The following is a 20,770-nucleotide window of genomic DNA, read 5'->3' as shown; positions in this document are numbered from 1 at the left end:
TAATAATTTTTTAGGTAAAATCTATTGATTTAGCGGGGGGGAGGTTTATAATGTAATTAGAAGCTGACGTAGATCAGCATTTCGAGCCAAGTGCTCGCCTGGGATGCTCGACAACTCCGGTGTAATTTGAACCTACATTTACTTTAAACGGGACACCTAGATTGCATTTTCCAATGTCACGCCTCCGGCCCTGCACATGTGCAGACAAGCTATGGGAGAGGAAGACAGCGAAAAGGGCTGCGGTAACCCACCTGGCGTTAGCTAGGAGTCAAATAACCGGAACCGGCATTCTCGGGATTATTTCAAAACAGCCTTATGGGCTGTTTTTTTTTCATACATATTTAATAAACGAAACAATTGTGTATGTTTTTTCGTAATGATATAATAAATTGACAGACAAATGTACGCGAACTTTGAAAGGAGTATTGAAATGCTTGCTTCATTGATTCCTTTGTTTGATGATGAAATGAAAGTCTGTGCCTATTCTGTATTTGCACAGAGAGATAATCATCTGATGAATCCTTATCTGATGGGGACCGGGTTCTTGGATAATGTTGTCAACATTGTAGGTCTTGACATTGTGGACAGCGTTGGAACAAATGTCCTTTCCGGAGGTAAGGAAGTCTTCGTTGAGATCAACAATATTTCACTATTTGCCAATATAGAGGAACAGTGCAGAGCACCTAAGAACATAATAGTTCTTCTTCTGGATACTTCGGTGATTCCTGAGGAGCCTTATCTGTCAAGGCTGTGGGATCTTCGAGGACAGGGTTACAAAATTGCGATAAGAAAGCTTGCAGGTAATCAGTTTGAGACCTATAAGCCTATTCTGGAGATGTGCGATTATATTCTTCTTGACCACCGCAAGGTGAATATCAGAAGTGCAAAGATATATTTTACCAGAGCTTATCCTGATATCAAGCTATGCGCTGTTGGCGTGGACACCAAGGAGGACTACGACAGACTTACTTCAGACGGGGCCTATGATTTGTATGAAGGCATTTTCTTCAGACTTCCGGTAGAAGAATCCGAGAAGACCGTAGCTCCTTTGAAGGTTACATATATTGAGCTTTTGAATGTTGTCAACAATCCTGATTTTGATCTCCAGGCTGCTGCTGATGTAATCGGAAAGGATGCCGCTCTTGTCATTTCTATGCTGGAAATGGTTAACCACATGAGCTTCAATTCTGAGATTACTTCCGTAAGACATGCGGCTGCAATGCTTGGACAAAAAGAGCTTAAGAGATGGATAAATACAGCGGTAACGAAGGAACTTTGCTCCGATAAGCCAAGTGAGATTACACGTATTTCCATGGTGAGAGCAAAATTTGCCGAAAATCTTGCTGAGTGCTTTAAGCAAAAAGGCCTTGCACCGGAGCTCTTCCTAGCCGGACTGTTTTCACTTCTTGATGTTATGCTCGACCAGACTATGGAACAGTCACTTAAGCTGGTGCATGTATCCAAGAAGATTGAGGATGCTCTCCTTAGACATACAGGTGATCTGTGGCCTGTATTACAGTTCATGTTCGAATATGAGAATGCTTCCTGGCAGGAGGTTTCACGTCTCATGATTACCGAAGAAATCGACATGGATGCGACCTACAAAGCTTACACGGATGCACTCAAGTGGTACAGAGATTTGATTGATCCAATTTGATTATATTTTTAGTGTTAATAGTCTATAGTGCCTCCCCCCCCCTTTTGGGGGAAGGTGGCGCGCAGCGCCGGATGAGGGACTCTAACTGTTGCATAAAAATGCAGCAGCTTTTTTATTTTCTTCCTATTTATTTATATTTGTTGTATAATCTTTAGAGTTTAAATCGAAGTAAGGAGCCTACAGTTATGATTAAAGATTACAAGGAGATGAATAAAGAAGAGCTTGAGCGCGAGCTTGCCAACATGCGAGCAGAGTACAAGAGATACCAGGCCATGGATCTGACCCTCAACATGGCGAGAGGTAAGCCGTGCCACGAGCAGCTTGATATTTCCATGGGAATGATGGACGCGCTTAATTCCGGCGCTGATCTTTCCTGTGAAGACGGAACAGACTGCCGCAATTACGGAGTGCTTGACGGCATACATGAGGCTAAGGTCCTCATCGGAGCTATGATGGAGAATAGGCCTGAAAATATCATTATCTACGGCAATTCATCACTTAATGTAATGTATGATACAGTTTCAAGAGCTTACACCCACGGAATAATGGGTAATACTCCCTGGTGTAAGCTTGATAAGGTTAAGTTCCTTTGCCCTGTACCCGGATATGACAGACATTTCGCGATTACAGAGTATTTCGGAATAGAGAATGTTCCGGTTCCCATGACACCCGAAGGACCGGATATGGACATGGTAGAGAAGCTCGTCTCCGAGGATGAATCAATAAAGGGAATCTGGTGTGTTCCAAAGTATTCCAATCCTCAGGGCTATTCATATTCAGATGAGACAGTAAGAAGATTTGCAAGACTTCGTCCCGCTGCAAGAGATTTCAGAATTTTCTGGGATAACGCATACGGAATTCATCATCTCTATGATGATGATCAGGACTATCTGATTGAGATTCTTGAAGAGTGTAAGAAGGCCGGAAGTCCCGATATGGTTTACAAGTTTTCATCGACTTCCAAGATCACATTCCCCGGAAGCGGAATCGCTGCCCTTGCAACCTCTCTCAATAACCTTGAGGAGATCAAGGCTCAGCTTTCAAACCAGACCATCGGACACGATAAGGTTAACCAGCTCCGTCATGTGAGATTCTTCGGCGACATCGAGGGCATGAAGGAACATATGAAAAAACATGCCGAGATCATAAGACCTAAGTTCGAAGCAGTTCTTGAGATTCTCGACAGGGATCTGGCTCCCTATAAGATCGGTGATTGGACAAGACCCAAGGGAGGATATTTTATCAGCTTTGATGCACCTGAGGGCTGTGCCAAGGCTATTGTAGACAGAGCTAAGAAGGCCGGAGTTACCATGACAGGCGCCGGAGCAACCTTCCCTTATAAGAAGGATCCCAAGGACAGCAACATTCGTATTGCTCCTACATATCCTTCACTTGCGGATCTTCGCACAGCAATGGAGATCTTCACAGTATGTGTTAAGCTTGTATATGCAGACAAACTCTTAAAAGAGATGAACGAAGCGAACGCATAAAAGAGGTAAGAATGAATCAATTTCCTCCAATCAGCAAAGAAGACATGAAAGAGCGCGGTATAGATCAGCTTGACTTCGTCTATGTATGCGGCGATGCCTACGTAGACCATTCAAGTTTTGGTGCCGCCATCATAACAAGAACATTAGAGGCTCACGGATACAGCGTGGGCCTTATTTGTCAGCCCGATTTCAGGGATGAAAACAGCATAACGGTTCTCGGAACGCCCAGACTCGGATTTCTGGTCTCTGCCGGTAATATGGATTCCATGGTGAACCATTACACAGTTGCAGGAAAGCGCAGAAAGACTGATGCCTACAGTCCGGGCGGCAAGATGGGACTTCGCCCTGATTATGCGACTATCGTATACTGTAATCTCATTAGAAAAGTTTATAAGCATGAGCCCATAATCGTGGGCGGTATTGAGGGAAGCCTTAGAAGACTAGGACACTACGATTACTGGTCGAATAAGGTAAGGCGCTCTATTTTGCTTGATTCCGGGGCTGATATTATATCCTATGGAATGGGCGAAGTAAGCATAGTTGAGATAGCGGATGCCCTGGCTTCCGGTATGAATATTGCTGATGTTTCCTTTATAAACGGCACGGTTTATAAGACCAGAAACGAGGAAGATATCTATGATGCGATTAAGCTTCCGTCGTTTGAAGAGATTAAGTCAGATAAAAGAAAATATGCCGAAAGCTTTAGCATACAGTATAAAAATACGGATCCCTTTAACGGTAAACGGTTGTATGAAACCTATGACGGTAGCCTTTTTGTGGTGCAAAATCCCCCTGCAAGACCGCTTACACAGCAGGAGTTTGACGATGTCTATGAGAGAGATTATATGAGGGCCTGGCACCCCGTATACGATGCTGCGGGAGGTGTGCCTGCCTTTGATGAGATAAAATATTCCATTACCTCCAACAGAGGATGTTTTGGGGAGTGCAATTTCTGCGCCCTTACTTTCCATCAGGGGAGAATAGTTCAGGCTAGAAGTCATGAGTCCATCATTAAAGAGGCTAAGCTTTTTCTTGAAGAAAAGGACTTCAAGGGTTATATCCATGACGTCGGAGGCCCCACGGCTCAGTTCAGAAAACCTGCCTGCAAAAAGCAGATGAAGCTCGGAGCATGCCCGAATAAGAAATGCCTTCATCCGGAGGTATGCAAAAACATGGACGTGGACCACAAGGACTACCTCAGCATTTTAAAGAAGCTCCGCGCACTGCCCGGGGTTAAAAAGGTCTTTGTAAGGTCGGGAATCAGATTCGATTATCTGCTTGCGGATAAGGATGATACATTTTTACGGGAGCTGTGTAAGCACCACATCAGTGGGCAGCTGAGAGTGGCTCCTGAGCACATCTCCGATAATGTTTTAAATAAGATGGGTAAACCCGGCGTTAAGGTCTATGATCGTTTTATTGAAAAATTCGATAGAGTAAACAAGCAGCTTGGAATGCAGCAGTATGCAGTGCCTTACCTGATGTCATCGCATCCGGGCAGCACCTTGAAGGATGCCATAGCTCTTGCTGAGTATCTTTGCAAGCATAAGCTCAGTCCCGAACAGGTTCAGGATTTTTATCCCACGCCCGGCACGGTTTCTACCTGCATGTACTACACAGGTCTTGATCCGCTTACTATGGAGAGCGTGTATGTGGCAAGAGATCCGCATGAAAAAGCGATGCAGAGAGCACTCATTCAGTTTAGAAGACCTGAGAATTACGATCTTGTTAAGGAAGCGCTTCTTCGCGAGCACAGAGAGGACCTTATCGGCTTCGGACCGCAGTTCCTCATTCCGCCCCGCAAGCCTTCTCAAAACATAAAGCATGAAGAAAAAGGAAATGCTTCAAAAAGAACTTCTAATAAAACAGGTGGCGCGAAGCGCCGGATGAGGGAATCTAACCCTAAGAACAAAAGGCGAAAATAAAAAAATCCCCCATTAATGGAGGAGGAGCTGTCAGATGGGGAATCTGACAGCTCTGGTATGAAAAAAGTTTTGTTGGGGGAGTCAGAAGTTCTCACTTCTGATACTTGTATAATACCTTTAATGTTTGTCTAAAGTATGTACATAGCCTAAAAGAAGCATAAGATTTATAACCAAAGTCTGAACTAATTATAATAAAATCATAAACTAAACTAATAATGTAATATATGCTCTTAAATATGATTGCAACTATTCTGTTTATCGTTTTCCATAATATATCCCATAAAATATAACGATACATAAAAAATACGGATTTTTGGCGAAAAATAACCCCCTGGGGGGCTTGCGACTTCTGCCTGTAAAGCTATAATTCTTCTTGAGCAAAAAGAAAATTCAAAGTTTTGAAGAGCTTTTTGCCACGTATTTTCAACAAATCAGGAGGATTTTTTACTATGCACATGGCGGATGCTTTGGTTTCACCTGCAGTAGCAGGCACTATGTATGTACTATCAACAGGAGCGGCAGCTTACTCAATCAAGCAGGTTAAAGAGGAGAATGATCCAAAGAAAATCCCTGTGATGGGTGTTATGGGTGCATTTGTTTTCGCAACACAGATGCTCAACTTTACCATTCCGGGCACAGGTTCATCGGGACATCTTTGCGGAGGCATGATGCTTTCGGCTCTACTTGGTCCTTACGCAGGATTCCTTACTATGATTGGAGTTCTTTTGGTACAATGTCTGCTGTTTGCGGACGGAGGTCTGCTAGCCTTGGGGTGTAATGTATGGAATATGGCCTTTTATGGGTGTTTTGTAGGTGCCCTTTTGATATGGAAGACCATTATGAAAAAAGGAGCAACCAGAGGAAAAATACTTTTAGCTTCAATACTTGGCTGCGTTTTGACACTTCAGATGGGAGCTTTTTCAGTTACACTTGAAACCCTGGCTTCAGGAATCACAGAGCTTCCTTTCTCGGTATTTGTTGCTACCATGCAGCCGATTCACCTTGCGATCGGAGCGGTTGAGGGACTTATTACAGCAGCGGTACTTATTTTTGTTAATGAGGCAAGACCTGAGCTTCTCTGGGGAGTTGGAGATGAGAGCAAGGCAAAGGAAGGAAAACTTTCACTTAAGAATACTATTGTGGTTCTTGGCGTTATTGCAGCTATCTGCGGCGGTATTGTTTCACTTTTCGCTTCAGCTTTTCCGGACGGACTTGAGTGGTCTATGGAGAAGGTTGCGGGAACAGCAGAACTTGAAGCAGCAGGCGGCGCTTATGAGGTTGCAGACAGCATTCAGACAGCAACATCACTGCTTCCCGATTATGCGTTTAAGAACAGCGAAGCAGCTGTCGGCACGAGCTTTTCAGGAATAGTAGGTGCTTTGGTAGTTGTTGCTATCCTGATCGGTGCATGCTATGCATTTAAGTTCTTTAAGAAGGATAAACCTGTCGGAAATATTTAATGGATTCAATAGAAAAAAGATTACGTGAATTTCAAAAGATACAGGAGTTATGGCAGCGTTCCCACTGGATGAATGACCTTCATCCTCTGGGGAAGCTGCTTATTTCCGTTATGTACATTTTTACTGTGGTATCCTTTGATAAATATGCCCTGGCACCACTTATTTTGATGGCTGTATATCCTGCTTTCGGATTTATAGTCGGTGAGTTGTCCCTTAGAATGGGAATTTATCGCATGAGACTTATTTTGCCGCTTGTACTTTTCGTTGGAATTCTCAATCCGTTTTTTGACAGAGATATATTGTTTTATGTGGGTGAGATTGGTATAAGCGGCGGAGTTATCTCAATGATCACGCTTATGCTGAAGGGTTTTTATGCAGTGCTTGCCGCATATATACTGATTGCTACGACATCCATTGAAAAACTGTGTCATGCACTTAGACTGATACATGTTCCAAAGATTATAGTCATTGTAATTCTTCTGATTGAGAGATATTTTTTCATAATGGGCGAAGAGGCAGACAGAATTGCCACCGCCTATAAGCTCAGAGCACCGCGCCAGAAGGGAATCCACTACTCGGCCTGGGGAACCCTCGTTGGAATGTGGCTGATAAGAAGTATGGACAGAGCGGGTGTTGTTTATGAGAGTATGCTCCTTAGAGGCTTTAAAGGAGATTTTGACATGGAAGAAATTAAGGCTAGGCCTTTTGATATAATATACACAATCGCCTGGATCGCGATTTTTGTATTTATAAGAAATATAATTAAAATATGATGAATAATAAAACCTTCCCCCACAGGGGGGAAGGTGCCCGAAGGGCGGATGAGGGGACCTATATGCAAACCGGAGTACACGGCGAACTACTTACAATTGAAAACCTGAACTTTTCCTATGAAAAGAATGCCCAGGTATTGTTTGATATCAATTTTCATGCATCCGAAGGAGAGAGTATCGGACTTATCGGCGCGAACGGAATCGGAAAGTCCACATTATTAAAGCTTCTTGTGGGATTGTACCTTGATTATGACGGGAAACTTGAGGTGGCAGGTCATCCTGTAAACAGCAAGAACTTAAACCATATAAGGGAGCACATAGGCTACGTTTTTCAGGATTCCGACAGCCAGCTCTTTTTATCGACAGTAGAAGATGATGTGGCCTTCGGACCAAGAAACTATGGACTATCCAAGGATGAGGTTAAAAAGAGAGTGACCGAGGCACTTCAAAAGGTGCATATCGAGGAGCTTAGAAAAAAGCAGAACTTCAAGCTCTCCGGAGGTGAGAAAAAACTCTCCGCTATAGCGACGATTCTTTCCATGGAACCTGATATAATACTTATGGATGAGCCTTCAATCGCTCTTGATCCAAGGAACAGACGCAATCTCATAGGTGTTTTGAACGAGCTTTCATGCCTTAAAATAATTGCATCCCACGATCTTGATTTCATAATGGATACCTGCGAGCGAGTGGTTTTGCTATATGATGGCAGGATAGAGGCAGACGGAAAAACAGATGATATACTAAGAGATAAGAAGCTTTTGGAAGACCACGGATTGGAATTGCCGCTGAGGTTTCAGCAGGTATAAAATGGTTTAAAAAGTAACATGTAGTATGAGGTCTAATAATGAGCAGTAAAAAAGGTGAACATAAACACGAACACGATTCCGAACATATTCATAGTCATGCGCACTATCATTCTCCGGAGATAAAAAAGAAGCAGATAAACAGGCTTAGCAAAGCTATCGGACATCTGAATCATGTAAAAGCCATGATTGAAGAAGATGAGGATTGCGCAGATGTATTGATGCAGCTATCAGCAGTTAATTCAGCGCTTAAAAGCCTTGGTAAGGAAATAATCAACGAGCATATGACTCATTGCATAATTCATGCCATAGAGGATGGCGACACCAGTGCGGTGGAAGAATTTCAGAAGGCTGTTCAGAAGTTTATTTAATAGAATTGTTTTGTGGAATACATCGAAAAATGGTAGGATAAACTATATAGATTATTTTCTTAAATTTTCTTTATGAGGAGGGTTTAAAAAGTTGGATAAAACTAAGGAACTGTACATCAGTGACACAGAAGAGAAGGCACAAAAGGCACTTGATACAGTGGATGCTTTTATTAATCATCAGGGGCTTTCAGGCAAAAGGGCTATTCATTTAAGACTTCTTGCCGAAGAGACAATCGGAATGGTTAAGGCCATGACCGGCGATTATCAGGCACTTTTCTGGATGGAGCATGAAGACGGCGAGTACAGAGTTAAACTGCTTGCCAAGACGAAGATGAATCTTGAGAAAAAGGAAGAGCTTCTCTCTGTAGCAACCTCCAAGAAAAATGCAGCCGCTAAAGGCTTCATGGGAAAAATCGGGGATATCATAGAGAACGGACTTCTCAATTTTGATGAAGTAATGTCCCTTCAGCAGGAATATGGCGGAGGAGCAGCCGATTTTACGATGTGCGGAATGGGTGCTCCGGGCGAGCTTCCTCCTATGGGAGATCCGCTTATCTGGTCGCTTAGCAACTATAAAGATGCATTGGATGAAGCCGATGATGAAGAGGATGATGTTAAGGAGGCAAATGACGAGCTTGAGAAATCAATAGTTGCAAGTCTTGCCAAGGATGTTATCGTCGGAGTTAAAAAAGACAGCGTGGATATGACAATTATCTGGAGTTAAGAAAAAGGGCATCGAGGTAAACAGTTCAGATCACTGTGAGCCGTCGATGCCTTAATCATCAGTATAAGGAAAAAAGATGGACAAGAAAAAGACAGCACTCATTGCCATGAGCGGCGGAGTGGACAGCAGCGTTGCAGCTGAGCTTATGAGCGAAAAGGGCTTTTCATGCATAGGCTGTACAATGAGATTATATGAAAATGACATGATAGGCGAGGATCTTTTCGGCACTTGCTGCAGCAAAAAGGACACCGATGATGCCAGAGCCGTGACGGAGAAGATTGGAATTCCCTATCACATTTTTCACTATGAAAAAGAGTTTATAGATAACGTAATAGAGCCCTTTGTATGCAGCTATGAGCGCGGAGAGACACCTAATCCCTGCATAAGATGCAACAAGTATCTGAAGTTCGATATTCTTTATAAAAAGGCGAAGGAGCTTGACTGTGAATACATCGTCACAGGACATTATGCAAGGATAGAGGAAAAGGACGGCCATTTTTATCTGAAAAAAGCAGTGGATGATACCAAGGATCAGAGCTATGTCCTATATGATCTCACAGAGGAACAGCTGTCACACACGATGTTCCCGCTTGGAGAATTTAAAAAGACGCAGGCTCGAGAGATTGCGGAAAAAAATGAATTTGTGACCTCTCACAAGAGCGACTCCCAGGATATATGCTTTGTACCTGATGGAGACTACGCATCCATGATAAAAAGGTACAGAGGTAAGGATTATCCGGACGGAGATATAGTTGATAAGAAAGGAAATGTAATAGGACACCACTATGGGCTTATCAATTATACCATCGGACAGAGAAGAGGTCTCGGGGTTCCTGCAGACAGAAGGCTTTATGTCACGGAGATTGATACCGAGAAAAACAGAGTGGTTCTGTCTGACAACGAGGATCTTTTTAAGCGTGAGGTGACAGTCAGGGATTTCCACTGGATAACAGGAGAAATGCCAAAGGGCGATATCAGATGCTGCGCTAAGATAAGATATAAGCATAAGGAACAGCCTGCAACCGTAACCCTTCCCGAAAAAGAGGGCGGAATCTGCAAGATTCTTTTTGATGAACCTCAGCGTGCGATAACCGCAGGCCAGTCAGCGGTCTTGTATGATGGAGATATCGTGCTTGGCGGCGGGATAATCTGCAAACAGTAGAAGCGTGCAAATAAGGAAACCGGCTTATTCAGCCGGTTTTTTGCTGTTAATCTGTTCCAGGAAGCTGTGAAGGAGCCTTCCCGTAAAGCCCCAGACTATCGGATCGGTATCCTCATAGATCCACATGTCATACTTTTGAACATGGAAACCATAGGTGCTTTTTCCGCCGGTAACTTTTTCAAAAGGGAAATTATCCGGCGCAAATGTTTTCTTCTGCATCTTATAACATATAGGAGGGTGCTCCTGAAGATAGGTCACCGGATAGGTAAAGAGTTTCTCGACTTCATCTTTTGAATAGGTGAAGTCGTCTTTTTTTACAAGTCCAACAAACGGATAGATTATTGCACCTGTGGGGCCCATTATGGGAGGAAGCTCTGAAAGGATTTCGATGTATTCTTCAGAGCTATCATGATCGAGCTTTGAAAACAATTCTTCAAAGAATTCTCTTATGGTAGCCTCTTTTGGTGTCTCCCCTTCTTCAATCCGACCTCCCGGAAAGCATACTTCTCCCGGTTGAAATTCAAGCTTATGAGAGCGCTCCTCAAAGAGGATGTGTATCTCACCATCCTTTTCAATGAGAGGGATTATAACGGCAGAACTTCCCTTAGGGATGGCAGGCGTGTTATTAAGTTTATCTATTTTTTCAAGGATTTCTTTTTTATTCATAGCTCTATTATAGTACTTAAGACGTTTTTATTGCTATAATGGGAAAAGCATTATGGATTTACAGAAGAAAACAGCATGAGGAGATATACGTATGGACAGAAATAAGACAATCATCAAAACAAGTATAATAGGAATAGTTACCAATATTCTTCTAGCAAGCTTTAAGGCAGCAGTTGGTATAATTTCCGGCTCTATCGCGATCGTTCTTGATGCGGTGAACAACTTGAGCGATGCGCTTTCATCAGTTATCACAATTATTGGAACGAAGCTTGCGGGAAAAGAGCCAGATAAAAAGCATCCCCTTGGATACGGAAGAATCGAGTACCTTAGCGCGGCTATGATTTCGGTGATTGTCCTCTATGCCGGCATCACTTCCTTTGTGGAATCCATAAAGAAGATCATTGCCCCTGAAAAGCCATCCTATCAGACAGCATCTCTTGTAATAATAGCTGTTGCGGTGGTAGTGAAAATCGTTCTCGGAACCTATGTGAAAAAGGTGGGGGAAAAGGTTAATTCTGAATCCCTTGTTGCATCGGGACAGGATGCGAAGCTTGATTCGGTTATCTCGGCAGCTACTTTGCTGGCAGCCATAATTTTTCTTGCAAGCGGAGTCAGTCTTGAAGCGTATCTCGCTGCAGTGATTTCTATAGTTATCATTAAGGCGGGCCTTGAGATGCTTCGCGATAATCTGTCGCTGATTCTCGGGGAGAGAGTTGACTTTGAACTTTCAAGTGAAATCAAGAAGACGATAGCATCGTTTCCTGAGGTGCAGGGAGCTTATGACCTACTCCTTCATAATTACGGTCCGGACAGGTACATTGGTTCGGTGCACATCGAAGTTCCGGAGGATATCACAATTTACAGACTCGATCAGCTTCAGAGAGAAATAGCAGCCAAGGTCTATGAGGAGCACGGCGTTGCGATTGAGGGTATCAGTATATATTCTCAGAATTCGGATTCTTCGGCAGCAGGTAAGCTCAGAAATAATATTGCTAAGAATATACTCTCCAAGCACGATACAGTAAAACAGATCCACGGTTTTTATCTTGATGAAACCAAGAACATCGTAGCTTTTGACATGGTTGTTTCTTTCAAGGAGAGCAATAGAGAAAAACTTCATGATGATGTCATCACTGAATTAAAGAGCGTATATCCGGAGTATTCGTTCCAGATAAATCTTGACAGGGATTTTAGTGATTAAGATGTAATATGAAGAAAACTAAAAATTTTCTTGTGCTTTTTGCAACATTATAGAGGGGATATTTGTATTATAAGTGAAGCCGTTTTAGGGTAACAATAAACGGTATACTACGAAAAAAGGAGAGATCGAGGGCAATTACTGCATATCGGGGAGGTTTTAAGGAAGTATGATGTATAAGAAAATGAGATCATTTGGAACAATGATGAGCCTGGTGCTTACGGCATCAATGATTAGCGGTTGCAGCATAGCTAATCCGCAGGAACAGATTGACGCAGTAGTGGATAGTGGTGAGTCGGAAAACTCAGATACACAGACTGAAGAACAGGTAAAGGTTGATACTAAAGACGGTATTGGCAGCAGTGAGCATACAAATATATTAAGCGGAGATGATGGTAGTCAGGATGCTCCGGGATTTTTCTCAGATGAAACAGGTAGTGAGAAAGAAGACAATACAGATGAAAAATTGTCATCCGATCAGAGCGTAAACACCGCATATACTGTCGGCGGACCTACCTACAAGCTTGTAACCAAAGAATACAGTATAAAATATGATGGTGATGTAACCTTCCCTGAAAATAATGAAAACAGCAAGGATTATTCCAATGGAATATTGTTCGAGGGAGTAACGCAGTCGGTACTGATGGATGAGGAGTGGAAGGATATATATCCGGAACTCTATAAAACTCTGTATGACCAGACTCAGAATGTAATCGATAAGGCTGATGGATGGGCAAACAGTACAGCGGAGGAAGCAAAGGCCCAGTACGAAGACAGTGCACAAAACGGATACTCATTTTTTGGCCCATTTGAAAATACGGATGATTACAGTATAAAGCGTTCCGATAATACTGTGCTTAGCATATATTGCTTTAACTATGAGTTTACCGGCGGAGCTCATGGGATTTATGGTGCTTCAGGCCAGACCTTTGATGTGGAATCAGGAAAAGAGCTTGATCTCGGGGATGTTGTGACCTTTTCGGAAGAGCAGCTTAATGAGATAATTCTTTCAAAGCTTCACGAAATCGAGGAGTACGAGGGACAGTTTTCAATGGCAGAGGATAGCCTTAAAAACTATCGGTATAATGCGGAATTTGACGTGAATTCGGATACCCATGAATACAAATATATATGGTATATGGCTGGTGATGGCATTCATATAATATTTAATGTCTATGAAATAGCGTCCTACGCCGACGGTATGCAGGATATCGTGATCGGATATGAAGAATATCCCGGACTTGTTGAAAGCAGATTCATTCCCGAGGAGAACACCAGCTATTGCAGAAGAGAAGATATCCCGGTTTGGAAAAAAGGCTATGACTCAGATATTCATTACATCCACTACAACTACTATCCTACAGATTACGATGATATGGATGACGAAATGATCTCCGCGGAGGATCTTGAGCTTGTTATGGAAAACGGCAGCAGTGCAAAAATCGGAGGCGGCTTTAGCATAAGACGTGATAGAGGTCTGAAATCCTACAGAGTCGGCACACCGGAGGGCAGAGAGTATATTTATGTCATAATTCCGATTGAAAATGACTACTACTATCTTAACGTATTTGATATAACAGACGGAAGTGTGACTTATGTCGGAGACCAGGGATTCCATTACCTGGAGGAGTCTATCTACGGTGGTTTTGACATAGATACGTTATATTCGAATCCTGATAATATGCATTTCGGTCAGGTGCTTAACAGCCTCGGTACTTATACCTGCTATGGTTCTTACAAAGTAGGGAAAAACGGAATGCCTGAGCTTGTATCAAAGGAATTTCACATTGCCTGGAAGTCGGAAGAGGCTTACAGCAAGACTAAGCTAAGCGCTGATATCGTCGGAGAAGACGGAACTGTTCTTCAAAGCGGTGTTACTCTGCCGGTAGGGACACATGTTATCCCCTATAAAACCGATGGAGAGACCTACATTGACTGCAAGCTTGATGATGACCGGATTGTAAGATTTACATATACTTCCTTTGAGTATCCGGCTTCATTAAAAGAAGGTGAAGTGGACGAACTGTTTGAGGGATTGCAGTACGCGGGATGATATAGGAAAATTTTCATTACAGAACCAAGACTCGAAAATGCTGCGCATTTTCTCGTTTTGGCTTGTCGCCAAATAGAAATAAAAAACACACAGTTATTTTGAGCAAGCTCAATAACTGTGTATTTTTTTATTTCTGCTTGGTTCCGTAATGAAAATTATAAAAAAAGCATAAATTTGATATAACCTTTTTCTAAAATTATCTAATATAGCTTTACCGATTAGATTTTTGGGAGGAAAAAGGACATGAAAAACAAGCAATTGGGAAGGTTGTTTGCGATGACAATGGCAATGGCCTTAACGGTTACAAGTGCTCCGCTTTCAGTAAGAGCTGAGGAAGAGGCTCCGGAGGAAAGCGTGGCAGAAGCTGCTGTTGATTCCGCAGAAGGAGAAGGCGTGGATAAAAGCAACGATGGTGAGTATTCTCTTGTATGGGAGGATGAATTCGACGGTGAAACCTTGAACACCAACGACTGGAATGTTGAGCAGCATGAACCCGGCTGGGTTAATAAAGAGAAGCAGAGATATACCGCAATTGATGAGGGCAATATCGAAGTGCATGATGGCATGCTTCATATTATTTCCAAATATGAGGAGACTGAGGTCGAGGATGCCGAAGGTGAGAGCGAGGACCAGGGCGACGCTAACTACGACTCAGTTGAATTTGGCACATATGGTTTTGATTTCGATATGGGCGGGGAATCATCTACAACAACTCTCCAGCTTAATTTCGGAAAAGTAGATGGCGAATTCGGTGAAGCAGCTGCAACGGTTTTGATTGACAGTGTTTCACTTAAGGATATTACTGATGGCGGAGAGGGCATTGAGGTTTTGAACAATTCAGACCTCGACTCATCAGACGGGGAAAGACCTGACGGTTGGGAACTTGGAATTACAGATCCTGCTAAGGGTGAGTACAGCGTAACAGACGGTGTACTTAAGATTAAAATAGATGAGTGCGGAACTGAAAACTATCACGTTCAGTTCCAGCAGAAGGATTTTGAACTTATCCCCGGTCACAAGTATCATTTCGAGATGAGCGCCGTAGCAGACAATAACAGAACTGTTCAGGTTAATGCTATGGACTATTCAAACTGGGGTTGGTTTGGCGGTTCTGCGATGACAGTTGGCGGAATCGGAGAGCTTCCCGAGGCTGGCGGATCTGCTAAGACTGTAAAGGGTGAGATCACTTCAGGAAGAATCACAACACAGAACCTTCACGATTTTACCTATGGACGTTTCGAAGCAAGAGCTAAGGTTCCTGCATCAAAAGGACTTCTTCCTGCATTCTGGCTTATGGCTACAGACGAAGGTCTTTACGGACAGTGGCCTAAGTGTGGTGAGATCGACATCATGGAGGTTATGGGACAGAATACAAGCAAGTCCTACCATACCATCCATTATGGATACAGCCAGGATACACATAAAGAGAACCAGGGAACAAAGGTTATCGGTGAAAACGGATTCTCCGATGAGTTCCATGATTTCAGAGTTGACTGGGAACCCGGCCTAATCACCTGGTATGTTGATGGCGAGCAGGTTTACCAGACAAATGACTGGCACACAGGTACCGATGATGATAACCAGGTTACATATCCCGCTCCTTTTGATCAGGACTTCTACATCATTCTGAATCTTGCAGTAGGCGGAAGCTGGGTTGGTTATCCCGATGACTATCACGACATTGACGGAGAAGAGTTCGTTGTTGATTATGTGAGAGTATATCAGAAGGATGAGGCTTCTTACTCTCAGGGTGAAGAAGTTGCAACACGTCCTGAGAAAGAGCCTGTACAGTACAGAGAGCCCGTAGATGGCAACTATTTATTAAACGCAGATTTTTCAGCTCCGGTAGACGAAGATAAGGATAATAATTCAAGCAAGAACTGGGTGCTTCACCTGCAGGATGATGCAGAGGGATCAACAGCAGAAACAGCTGATGGTGCAGTTACAATTACTCCTTCTGCAGAAGGCGGACTGAGCTACAGCGTACAGCTTAAGCAGGCAGGTATTCCTATGTACAAGGGCTGGGAGTATGAGCTTTCATTTGATGCATACTCTACAGAGAACAGAAGCATAGTAGTAGATGTTTCCGCGCCCGATCGCAACTGGAGCAGATATCTTGCTGATACAACAGTTGATATTACTCCGGAGAACAAGAATTATACTCTTGATTTCACTATCAATGATAAAACTGATCCCAACGGTTCACTTGAGTTCAACCTTGGAGCGCTTGGTTCAACAGCACCTGTGACAATTTCAAATGTTAAACTTGTTCATAAGTCCGGAGAAGAGATTCAGGAGACTAATGAAAAGACAATCCGTCCCGACGGAAACTATGTATACAACGGATCCTTTGACCAGGGTGATAAGAGGCTAGGTTACTGGGAAGTTGAGGAAGAGGATAAGGATAACGTATCCGTAACAAATACAAAGAACAAGAGAGAGCTTATGGTTAAGGTTGAGGTCCCCGAAGGAACTTCAGAGACTAACCCTGTGACAATCGCACAGTCTGATCTTGCTCCTTTGGTATCAGGCGAGTACGATTTCAGCTTCAGCGCATACACAACTGATGGTGAAAAGGACGGTCTTACAGCTACAGTCGCAGGCAAGACCTTTACACCTGAGCTTACAAATGAGAAGAAGAATTTCAGTAATGTACTCGTTGTTGACAACGATCTTACAAGAGAAGAAACCGGAGTAGAGTTCACATTTACAAAGCCCGGAACATACTTCCTTGACGATGTATTTTTAGCTGAAAAGTCTCTTCTTAAGAATGGTTCATTCAATGCAGGAATGACAGCCTTTAAGGTTTATGTCAATGAAGCAGCAAAAGCAAGCAGCGTAATTGACAGCATGAATGGCAACTCCAATACCTTCGCGATGAAGATTGATAATACAGGAGATGCCGGAAATGACTGGTACATCCAGCTCAACCAGGATGATATCAAGCTTCAGAAGGATAAGTACTATAAGGTTGCTTTCAGAGCAAAGTCAAGCATAGAGCGTAAGATTAAGTATTCCGTAGGTCATAACGGAGAGACCGATAATGACTGGTCAACCTATGACGGAGCTTTTGTAGAGACAGTTAACGGTGATTGGAAAGAATTTACAAGCGCATTCCAGATGCCTAAGGATGATGCTGCAAGATTTAACATCACAATGGGATCTGTTGACGGAGTACAGATAACAGATCAGCACGATGTTTACATCGATGATATCTCACTTGTAGAGATCACTAAGGAAGAGTTTGATAAGTTAAATGGCGCTGTGGCACCTGCTCCGGCACCTTCAGAGACACCTGCAGAAGAGCCTGCAGAAACTCCTTCAGAGGAGAAAACTTCAGAAGTGGCTCCTACAGAGGAGAAGACTTCAGAGGCAGCACCTGCACAGGAGAAAGCTTCAGAAGTTGCACCTTCCGAAAACAAGAGCGAGGAAGCAGCACAGCAGCCTGCACCTACAGTTGAAACCAAGAAAAATGAGCCTGCAAAGGTTCAGTCTAAATCCAACAATAATGGTAAGGCTGAGAAGGGCGAAGTAAAGGCTTCAAAGAACAAGGTTTACAAGGTAACAGGTAAGGGCGAAGCAAGCTTCAAGCCTAACACCGGTTCAAAGAAGAAGATTTTTACAGTCCCTTCAACCGTTGTAATTGATGGAGCCAAGGTTAAGGTAACAAAGATAGCAAAGAACGCATTCAAAGGTAACAAAAAAGTTAAGAATGTAACTATTGGAAAGAACGTTACCACAATCGGTAAGAATGCGTTTAACGGCTGCGAAAACCTTAAGAAGATCACTGTAAAGGGTGATAATCTTACTAAGATTGACAAATCAGCCTTCAAAAATTGCAAACATGATAAGGACTTCATAGTTGTAATCTATGCGTCTAATGATGAGAACTTTGTTAGAATAGCTAAGCTCTTCGAGGAAGCCGGACTTACAGGTGTAACCTTCGTCCGCAAATAATTTATGCTTGTCGTTCCGGGCGGCATGCCGCCCGGTTTGATAGTTCTCCCTATATTTTTTTATCATACCAAAATCCCGCACAATTCAAGTGATTGTGCGGGATCCCTTTTAAGTAATCACTTAGCGAGGTCTTTCCGAGCTTAGTGTACTACTTAGTTCTGGCGAGCAAAGCGAGAGCAGAACTTCATCTTATTTCCAGGTGGTTCCATAATATGTCTCTCTATACTTCTTAGGTGTCATTCCGGTCTCTTCGAAAAAGAGCTTACTGAAATGACTCTGTGAAGAGAAGGAGAGATAATTGGAAATATCAATTATTGAATAATCGCTGAATCTGAGCAGGTTCTTTGCTTTGTCCAATTTGACATTCCTTATATAATCACTTGGGGATATCCCCAGTTCTTCCTTGAATAATCTTGAGATATGACTTGTTGAAGTCTTCATATGTTCAGCAAGATCATCAATAGTGATGCGGTCGTTTACATTTGTATAGATGTAATTCAGGCATTCGTTTGTTGTCTTAGAAAGATTTGCGTTGTGCTTTAAATCCTTCATCCTGACGGTGTAGTCCATTACCATCTTGGAATGAAGATCCGATATTTCATTGATAGTCTTTATGTCATCGAGCTTTTGTATATAAAAATCGCTGAGTCTGAAGGCGCGCTCCATCTCCATGCCCTTTTCGGTGCATATTCTGGTGATGAGTGCTACCGTCACAACAAAATGATATTTGAGATTCTGGAGAGGATCCCTTGAGAGGGTACCGGTTCCGTTGGCATCCAGGAATCTGTGGTTGTCGATGTTTTCCTGAATGGCATCCACATCCCCACTGGCTACACTCTGATAGAACATGTACTCATCATTCTGCTGGCGGTGTATCATCTCGCTCTCTGACAGATTCAGTTCATTCTCTTCCCAATCCTTGGATAATAACATAGTAATAACTCCGTAGTTACTTAAAAATTAAGTTGTTTATGCAACTATAATAGAACAAAATTGCTGATGTTTCCAATAATCTTTTTATTAATCCTAAGTGTAAATGTGATAAAATTATATTTGGATTTTGTGTATGAAAGTTTGAAGGGAGTTAAAAATGTACGAAGAACAGAGGGGAAGCTTCGGCTCAAGACTTGGTTTTATTCTGGTAAGTGCAGGCTGCGCAATCGGTATCGGTAATGTATGGAAGTTTCCGTATGTGACGGGAGCTAACGGCGGCGCGGTATTTGTGCTTTTTTATTTGCTCTTTCTTATTCTCATGGGAATTCCTGTAATGACAATGGAGTTTGCCATCGGTCGTGCCAGTGGGCAGACTGTGGTGCGCGGCTATCAGAAGCTGGAGAAGCCGGGACAGAAGTGGCATATACACGGATGGATGTGTATTATCGGATGTTATCTTCTCATGATGTACTACACCACGGTTTCGGGCTGGATGGTTGACTACTTCTACAAGTTTGCGTCGGGACAATTTGCGAATGTAGCTACCGAAGGAGTAGAAGAGGTCTTTGGAAATATGCTGGCTAATCCAAAGGAGATGGGAATCTTTATGGTGATAACCGTTGTGTTTGGATTCCTGGTTTTAAGCCTCGGCGTTGAAAATGGACTTGAACGCGTCAACAAGGTCATGATGATTGGTTTGCTTGCTCTGATTATAGTTCTGGCACTTCATTCGTTGACACTGGAGGGTGCGGCAAAGGGCGTTAGCTTTTATCTTCTTCCCAGCTGGAAGAGAGCCACGGAGGTTGGAATCGGCAAGGTTATAAGTGCAGCGATGAACCAGGCCTTCTTTACCCTGAGCCTGGGTATAGGCGCTCTTGAAATCTTTGGAAGTTATATGTCAAAAGAGCATTCTCTTACAGGAGAAGCAGTGAGAATATGTGCTCTTGATACCTTTGTTGCAATCATCTCGGGCCTTATCATTTTCCCTGCATGCTTTAGTTATAACGTTGAACCCGGTCAGGGCCCTGCTCTTATTTTCATAACTCTTCCCAAAGTATTCTTAAACATGAATCTTGGAAGATTATGGGGAACATTGTTCTTTATATTTATGACCTTTGCAAGCTTCTCGACAGTTACTGCTGTATTTGAAAATCTCGTGGCATTCCTTACTGATAACCTTGGATGGAGCAGAGGAAAATCAATTTTTGTAAACTGCATATTTATCCTTGTAGCAAGCATTCCCTGCGTACTTGGCTATAATGTCTGGAGTGATCTTCACATCATAGGAGCAAGGGATGTCCTTGATTCCGAGGACTTTATTGTAAGTAACATCCTGCTTCCTCTGGGATCACTTATATTCCTCTTGTTCTGTACAACAAAGTTCGGATGGGGCTTTGACAAATATATTGAGGAAACAAACACCGGTGTCGGCATGAAAATGCCTCACATCCTCAAGTATTATTTTAAATTCATCCTCCCTATCCTCATAGCCATAATCCTTATCCAAGGCCTCTTACCTTGATTAGTTACCGCCGTAGTTAATTTCTAAAAATACTATACTTAAGAAACGAAAATTTTATAAATGCCGATTATAA

The 20,770-nt window shown here is 42.8% G+C and carries 15 protein-coding genes and 1 other RNA gene; 14 read left to right on the top strand and 2 right to left on the bottom strand.

Annotated features, from left to right (window positions below; translation table 11 throughout):
* Nucleotides 1-92: 92 nt before the first annotated feature.
* The 10 genes from ssrS (at nt 93) to mnmA (ending at nt 10,368) form a co-directional block, all read left to right on the top strand.
* Nucleotides 93-302, top strand: a non-coding RNA gene (gene ssrS / locus BMW61_RS10070) — 6S RNA.
* A 128-nt stretch (nt 303-430) separates the two neighbouring features.
* Nucleotides 431-1,657 carry an EAL and HDOD domain-containing protein gene (locus tag BMW61_RS10065; protein ID WP_091821496.1) on the top strand — a complete coding sequence of 409 codons (1,227 nt, stop codon included), beginning with the start codon at nt 431-433 and terminating at the stop codon, nt 1,655-1,657.
* Nucleotides 1,658-1,845: 188 nt separating this feature from the next.
* Entirely contained in the window at nt 1,846-3,147 is a 1,302-nt protein-coding gene (locus BMW61_RS10060) for an aspartate aminotransferase type Ic (RefSeq protein WP_091821522.1), read from the top strand.
* Between the two features lie 11 nt (nt 3,148-3,158).
* Complete coding sequence (locus BMW61_RS10055; RefSeq protein ID WP_091821493.1) at nt 3,159-5,072, top strand: YgiQ family radical SAM protein; 1,914 nt, start codon at nt 3,159-3,161, stop codon at nt 5,070-5,072.
* Between the two features lie 449 nt (nt 5,073-5,521).
* Nucleotides 5,522-6,532: an energy-coupling factor ABC transporter permease gene (locus BMW61_RS10050; protein WP_022760545.1), complete on the top strand. Its 1,011-nt coding sequence runs from the start codon at nt 5,522-5,524 to the stop codon at nt 6,530-6,532.
* Nucleotides 6,532-7,305 (top strand): cobalt ECF transporter T component CbiQ, encoded by a 774-nt coding sequence (cbiQ, locus tag BMW61_RS10045; protein WP_026498513.1) that lies wholly within the window; start codon nt 6,532-6,534, stop codon nt 7,303-7,305. The genes BMW61_RS10050 and cbiQ overlap by 1 nt, the downstream gene beginning before the upstream one ends.
* A gap of 62 nt (nt 7,306-7,367) precedes the next feature.
* Nucleotides 7,368-8,114 carry an energy-coupling factor ABC transporter ATP-binding protein gene (locus tag BMW61_RS10040; protein WP_091821491.1) on the top strand — a complete coding sequence of 249 codons (747 nt, stop codon included), beginning with the start codon at nt 7,368-7,370 and terminating at the stop codon, nt 8,112-8,114.
* 38 nt (nt 8,115-8,152) lie between these two features.
* Nucleotides 8,153-8,482 carry a metal-sensing transcriptional repressor gene (locus BMW61_RS10035; RefSeq protein WP_022760548.1) on the top strand — a complete coding sequence of 110 codons (330 nt, stop codon included), beginning with the start codon at nt 8,153-8,155 and terminating at the stop codon, nt 8,480-8,482.
* Nucleotides 8,483-8,573: 91 nt separating this feature from the next.
* Nucleotides 8,574-9,206, top strand: coding sequence for a hypothetical protein (locus BMW61_RS10030; protein WP_022760549.1), 633 nt, complete (start codon nt 8,574-8,576; stop codon nt 9,204-9,206).
* A gap of 76 nt (nt 9,207-9,282) precedes the next feature.
* Entirely contained in the window at nt 9,283-10,368 is a 1,086-nt protein-coding gene (mnmA, locus tag BMW61_RS10025; RefSeq protein WP_091821488.1) for a tRNA 2-thiouridine(34) synthase MnmA, read from the top strand.
* A gap of 24 nt (nt 10,369-10,392) precedes the next feature.
* On the opposite strand, the gene BMW61_RS10020 is transcribed toward mnmA, so the two are convergent.
* On the bottom strand, nt 10,393-11,034 hold the full coding sequence (locus BMW61_RS10020) for an NUDIX hydrolase (protein ID WP_091821487.1): 642 nt from the start codon (nt 11,032-11,034) through the stop codon (nt 10,393-10,395).
* A 91-nt stretch (nt 11,035-11,125) separates the two neighbouring features.
* Here BMW61_RS10020 and BMW61_RS10015 point away from each other — a divergent pair, with 91 nt between their 5' ends.
* The 3 genes from BMW61_RS10015 (at nt 11,126) to BMW61_RS10005 (ending at nt 18,242) form a co-directional block, all read left to right on the top strand.
* Nucleotides 11,126-12,235 (top strand): cation diffusion facilitator family transporter, encoded by a 1,110-nt coding sequence (locus tag BMW61_RS10015; RefSeq protein WP_091821484.1) that lies wholly within the window; start codon nt 11,126-11,128, stop codon nt 12,233-12,235.
* Between the two features lie 166 nt (nt 12,236-12,401).
* A complete protein-coding gene (locus BMW61_RS10010) occupies nt 12,402-14,285 on the top strand; it encodes a DUF3298 and DUF4163 domain-containing protein (protein WP_091821483.1) in 1,884 nt (627 codons plus the stop codon).
* A gap of 243 nt (nt 14,286-14,528) precedes the next feature.
* Entirely contained in the window at nt 14,529-18,242 is a 3,714-nt protein-coding gene (locus BMW61_RS10005) for a carbohydrate binding domain-containing protein (protein ID WP_091821480.1), read from the top strand.
* A 189-nt stretch (nt 18,243-18,431) separates the two neighbouring features.
* Here BMW61_RS10005 and BMW61_RS10000 read toward each other — a convergent pair whose 3' ends face one another.
* Complete coding sequence (locus tag BMW61_RS10000) at nt 18,432-19,175, bottom strand: helix-turn-helix domain-containing protein (RefSeq protein ID WP_022760555.1); 744 nt, start codon at nt 19,173-19,175, stop codon at nt 18,432-18,434.
* A 157-nt stretch (nt 19,176-19,332) separates the two neighbouring features.
* Between BMW61_RS10000 and BMW61_RS09995 the strand changes: the two genes are divergently transcribed.
* A complete protein-coding gene (locus BMW61_RS09995; RefSeq protein ID WP_091821478.1) occupies nt 19,333-20,697 on the top strand; it encodes a sodium-dependent transporter in 1,365 nt (454 codons plus the stop codon).
* Nucleotides 20,698-20,770: the final 73 nt, after the last annotated feature.

The sequence above is a fragment of the Butyrivibrio sp. ob235 genome, from assembly GCF_900109475.1.
Classification (GTDB): Bacteria; Bacillota; Clostridia; order Lachnospirales; family Lachnospiraceae; genus Butyrivibrio.
Note: the sequence above shows the minus strand (reverse complement) of the source record. Positions and strands in the feature narration are given on the sequence as shown.

Excerpts from the sequence above, each read along its gene's own strand:
- BMW61_RS10065 (WP_091821496.1), top strand. The coding sequence starts at position 431 with ATGCTTGCTTCATTGATTCCTTTGTTTGATGATGAAATGAAAGTCTGT.
- BMW61_RS10055 (WP_091821493.1), top strand. The coding sequence starts at position 3,159 with ATGAATCAATTTCCTCCAATCAGCAAAGAAGACATGAAAGAGCGCGGT.
- BMW61_RS10050 (WP_022760545.1), top strand. The coding sequence starts at position 5,522 with ATGCACATGGCGGATGCTTTGGTTTCACCTGCAGTAGCAGGCACTATG.
- cbiQ (WP_026498513.1), top strand. The coding sequence starts at position 6,532 with ATGGATTCAATAGAAAAAAGATTACGTGAATTTCAAAAGATACAGGAG.
- BMW61_RS10040 (WP_091821491.1), top strand. The coding sequence starts at position 7,368 with ATGCAAACCGGAGTACACGGCGAACTACTTACAATTGAAAACCTGAAC.
- BMW61_RS10035 (WP_022760548.1), top strand. The coding sequence starts at position 8,153 with ATGAGCAGTAAAAAAGGTGAACATAAACACGAACACGATTCCGAACAT.
- mnmA (WP_091821488.1), top strand. The coding sequence starts at position 9,283 with ATGGACAAGAAAAAGACAGCACTCATTGCCATGAGCGGCGGAGTGGAC.
- BMW61_RS10020 (WP_091821487.1), bottom strand. The coding sequence starts at position 11,034 with ATGAATAAAAAAGAAATCCTTGAAAAAATAGATAAACTTAATAACACG.
- BMW61_RS10015 (WP_091821484.1), top strand. The coding sequence starts at position 11,126 with ATGGACAGAAATAAGACAATCATCAAAACAAGTATAATAGGAATAGTT.
- BMW61_RS10010 (WP_091821483.1), top strand. The coding sequence starts at position 12,402 with ATGATGTATAAGAAAATGAGATCATTTGGAACAATGATGAGCCTGGTG.
- BMW61_RS10005 (WP_091821480.1), top strand. The coding sequence starts at position 14,529 with ATGAAAAACAAGCAATTGGGAAGGTTGTTTGCGATGACAATGGCAATG.
- BMW61_RS10000 (WP_022760555.1), bottom strand. The coding sequence starts at position 19,175 with ATGTTATTATCCAAGGATTGGGAAGAGAATGAACTGAATCTGTCAGAG.
- BMW61_RS09995 (WP_091821478.1), top strand. The coding sequence starts at position 19,333 with ATGTACGAAGAACAGAGGGGAAGCTTCGGCTCAAGACTTGGTTTTATT.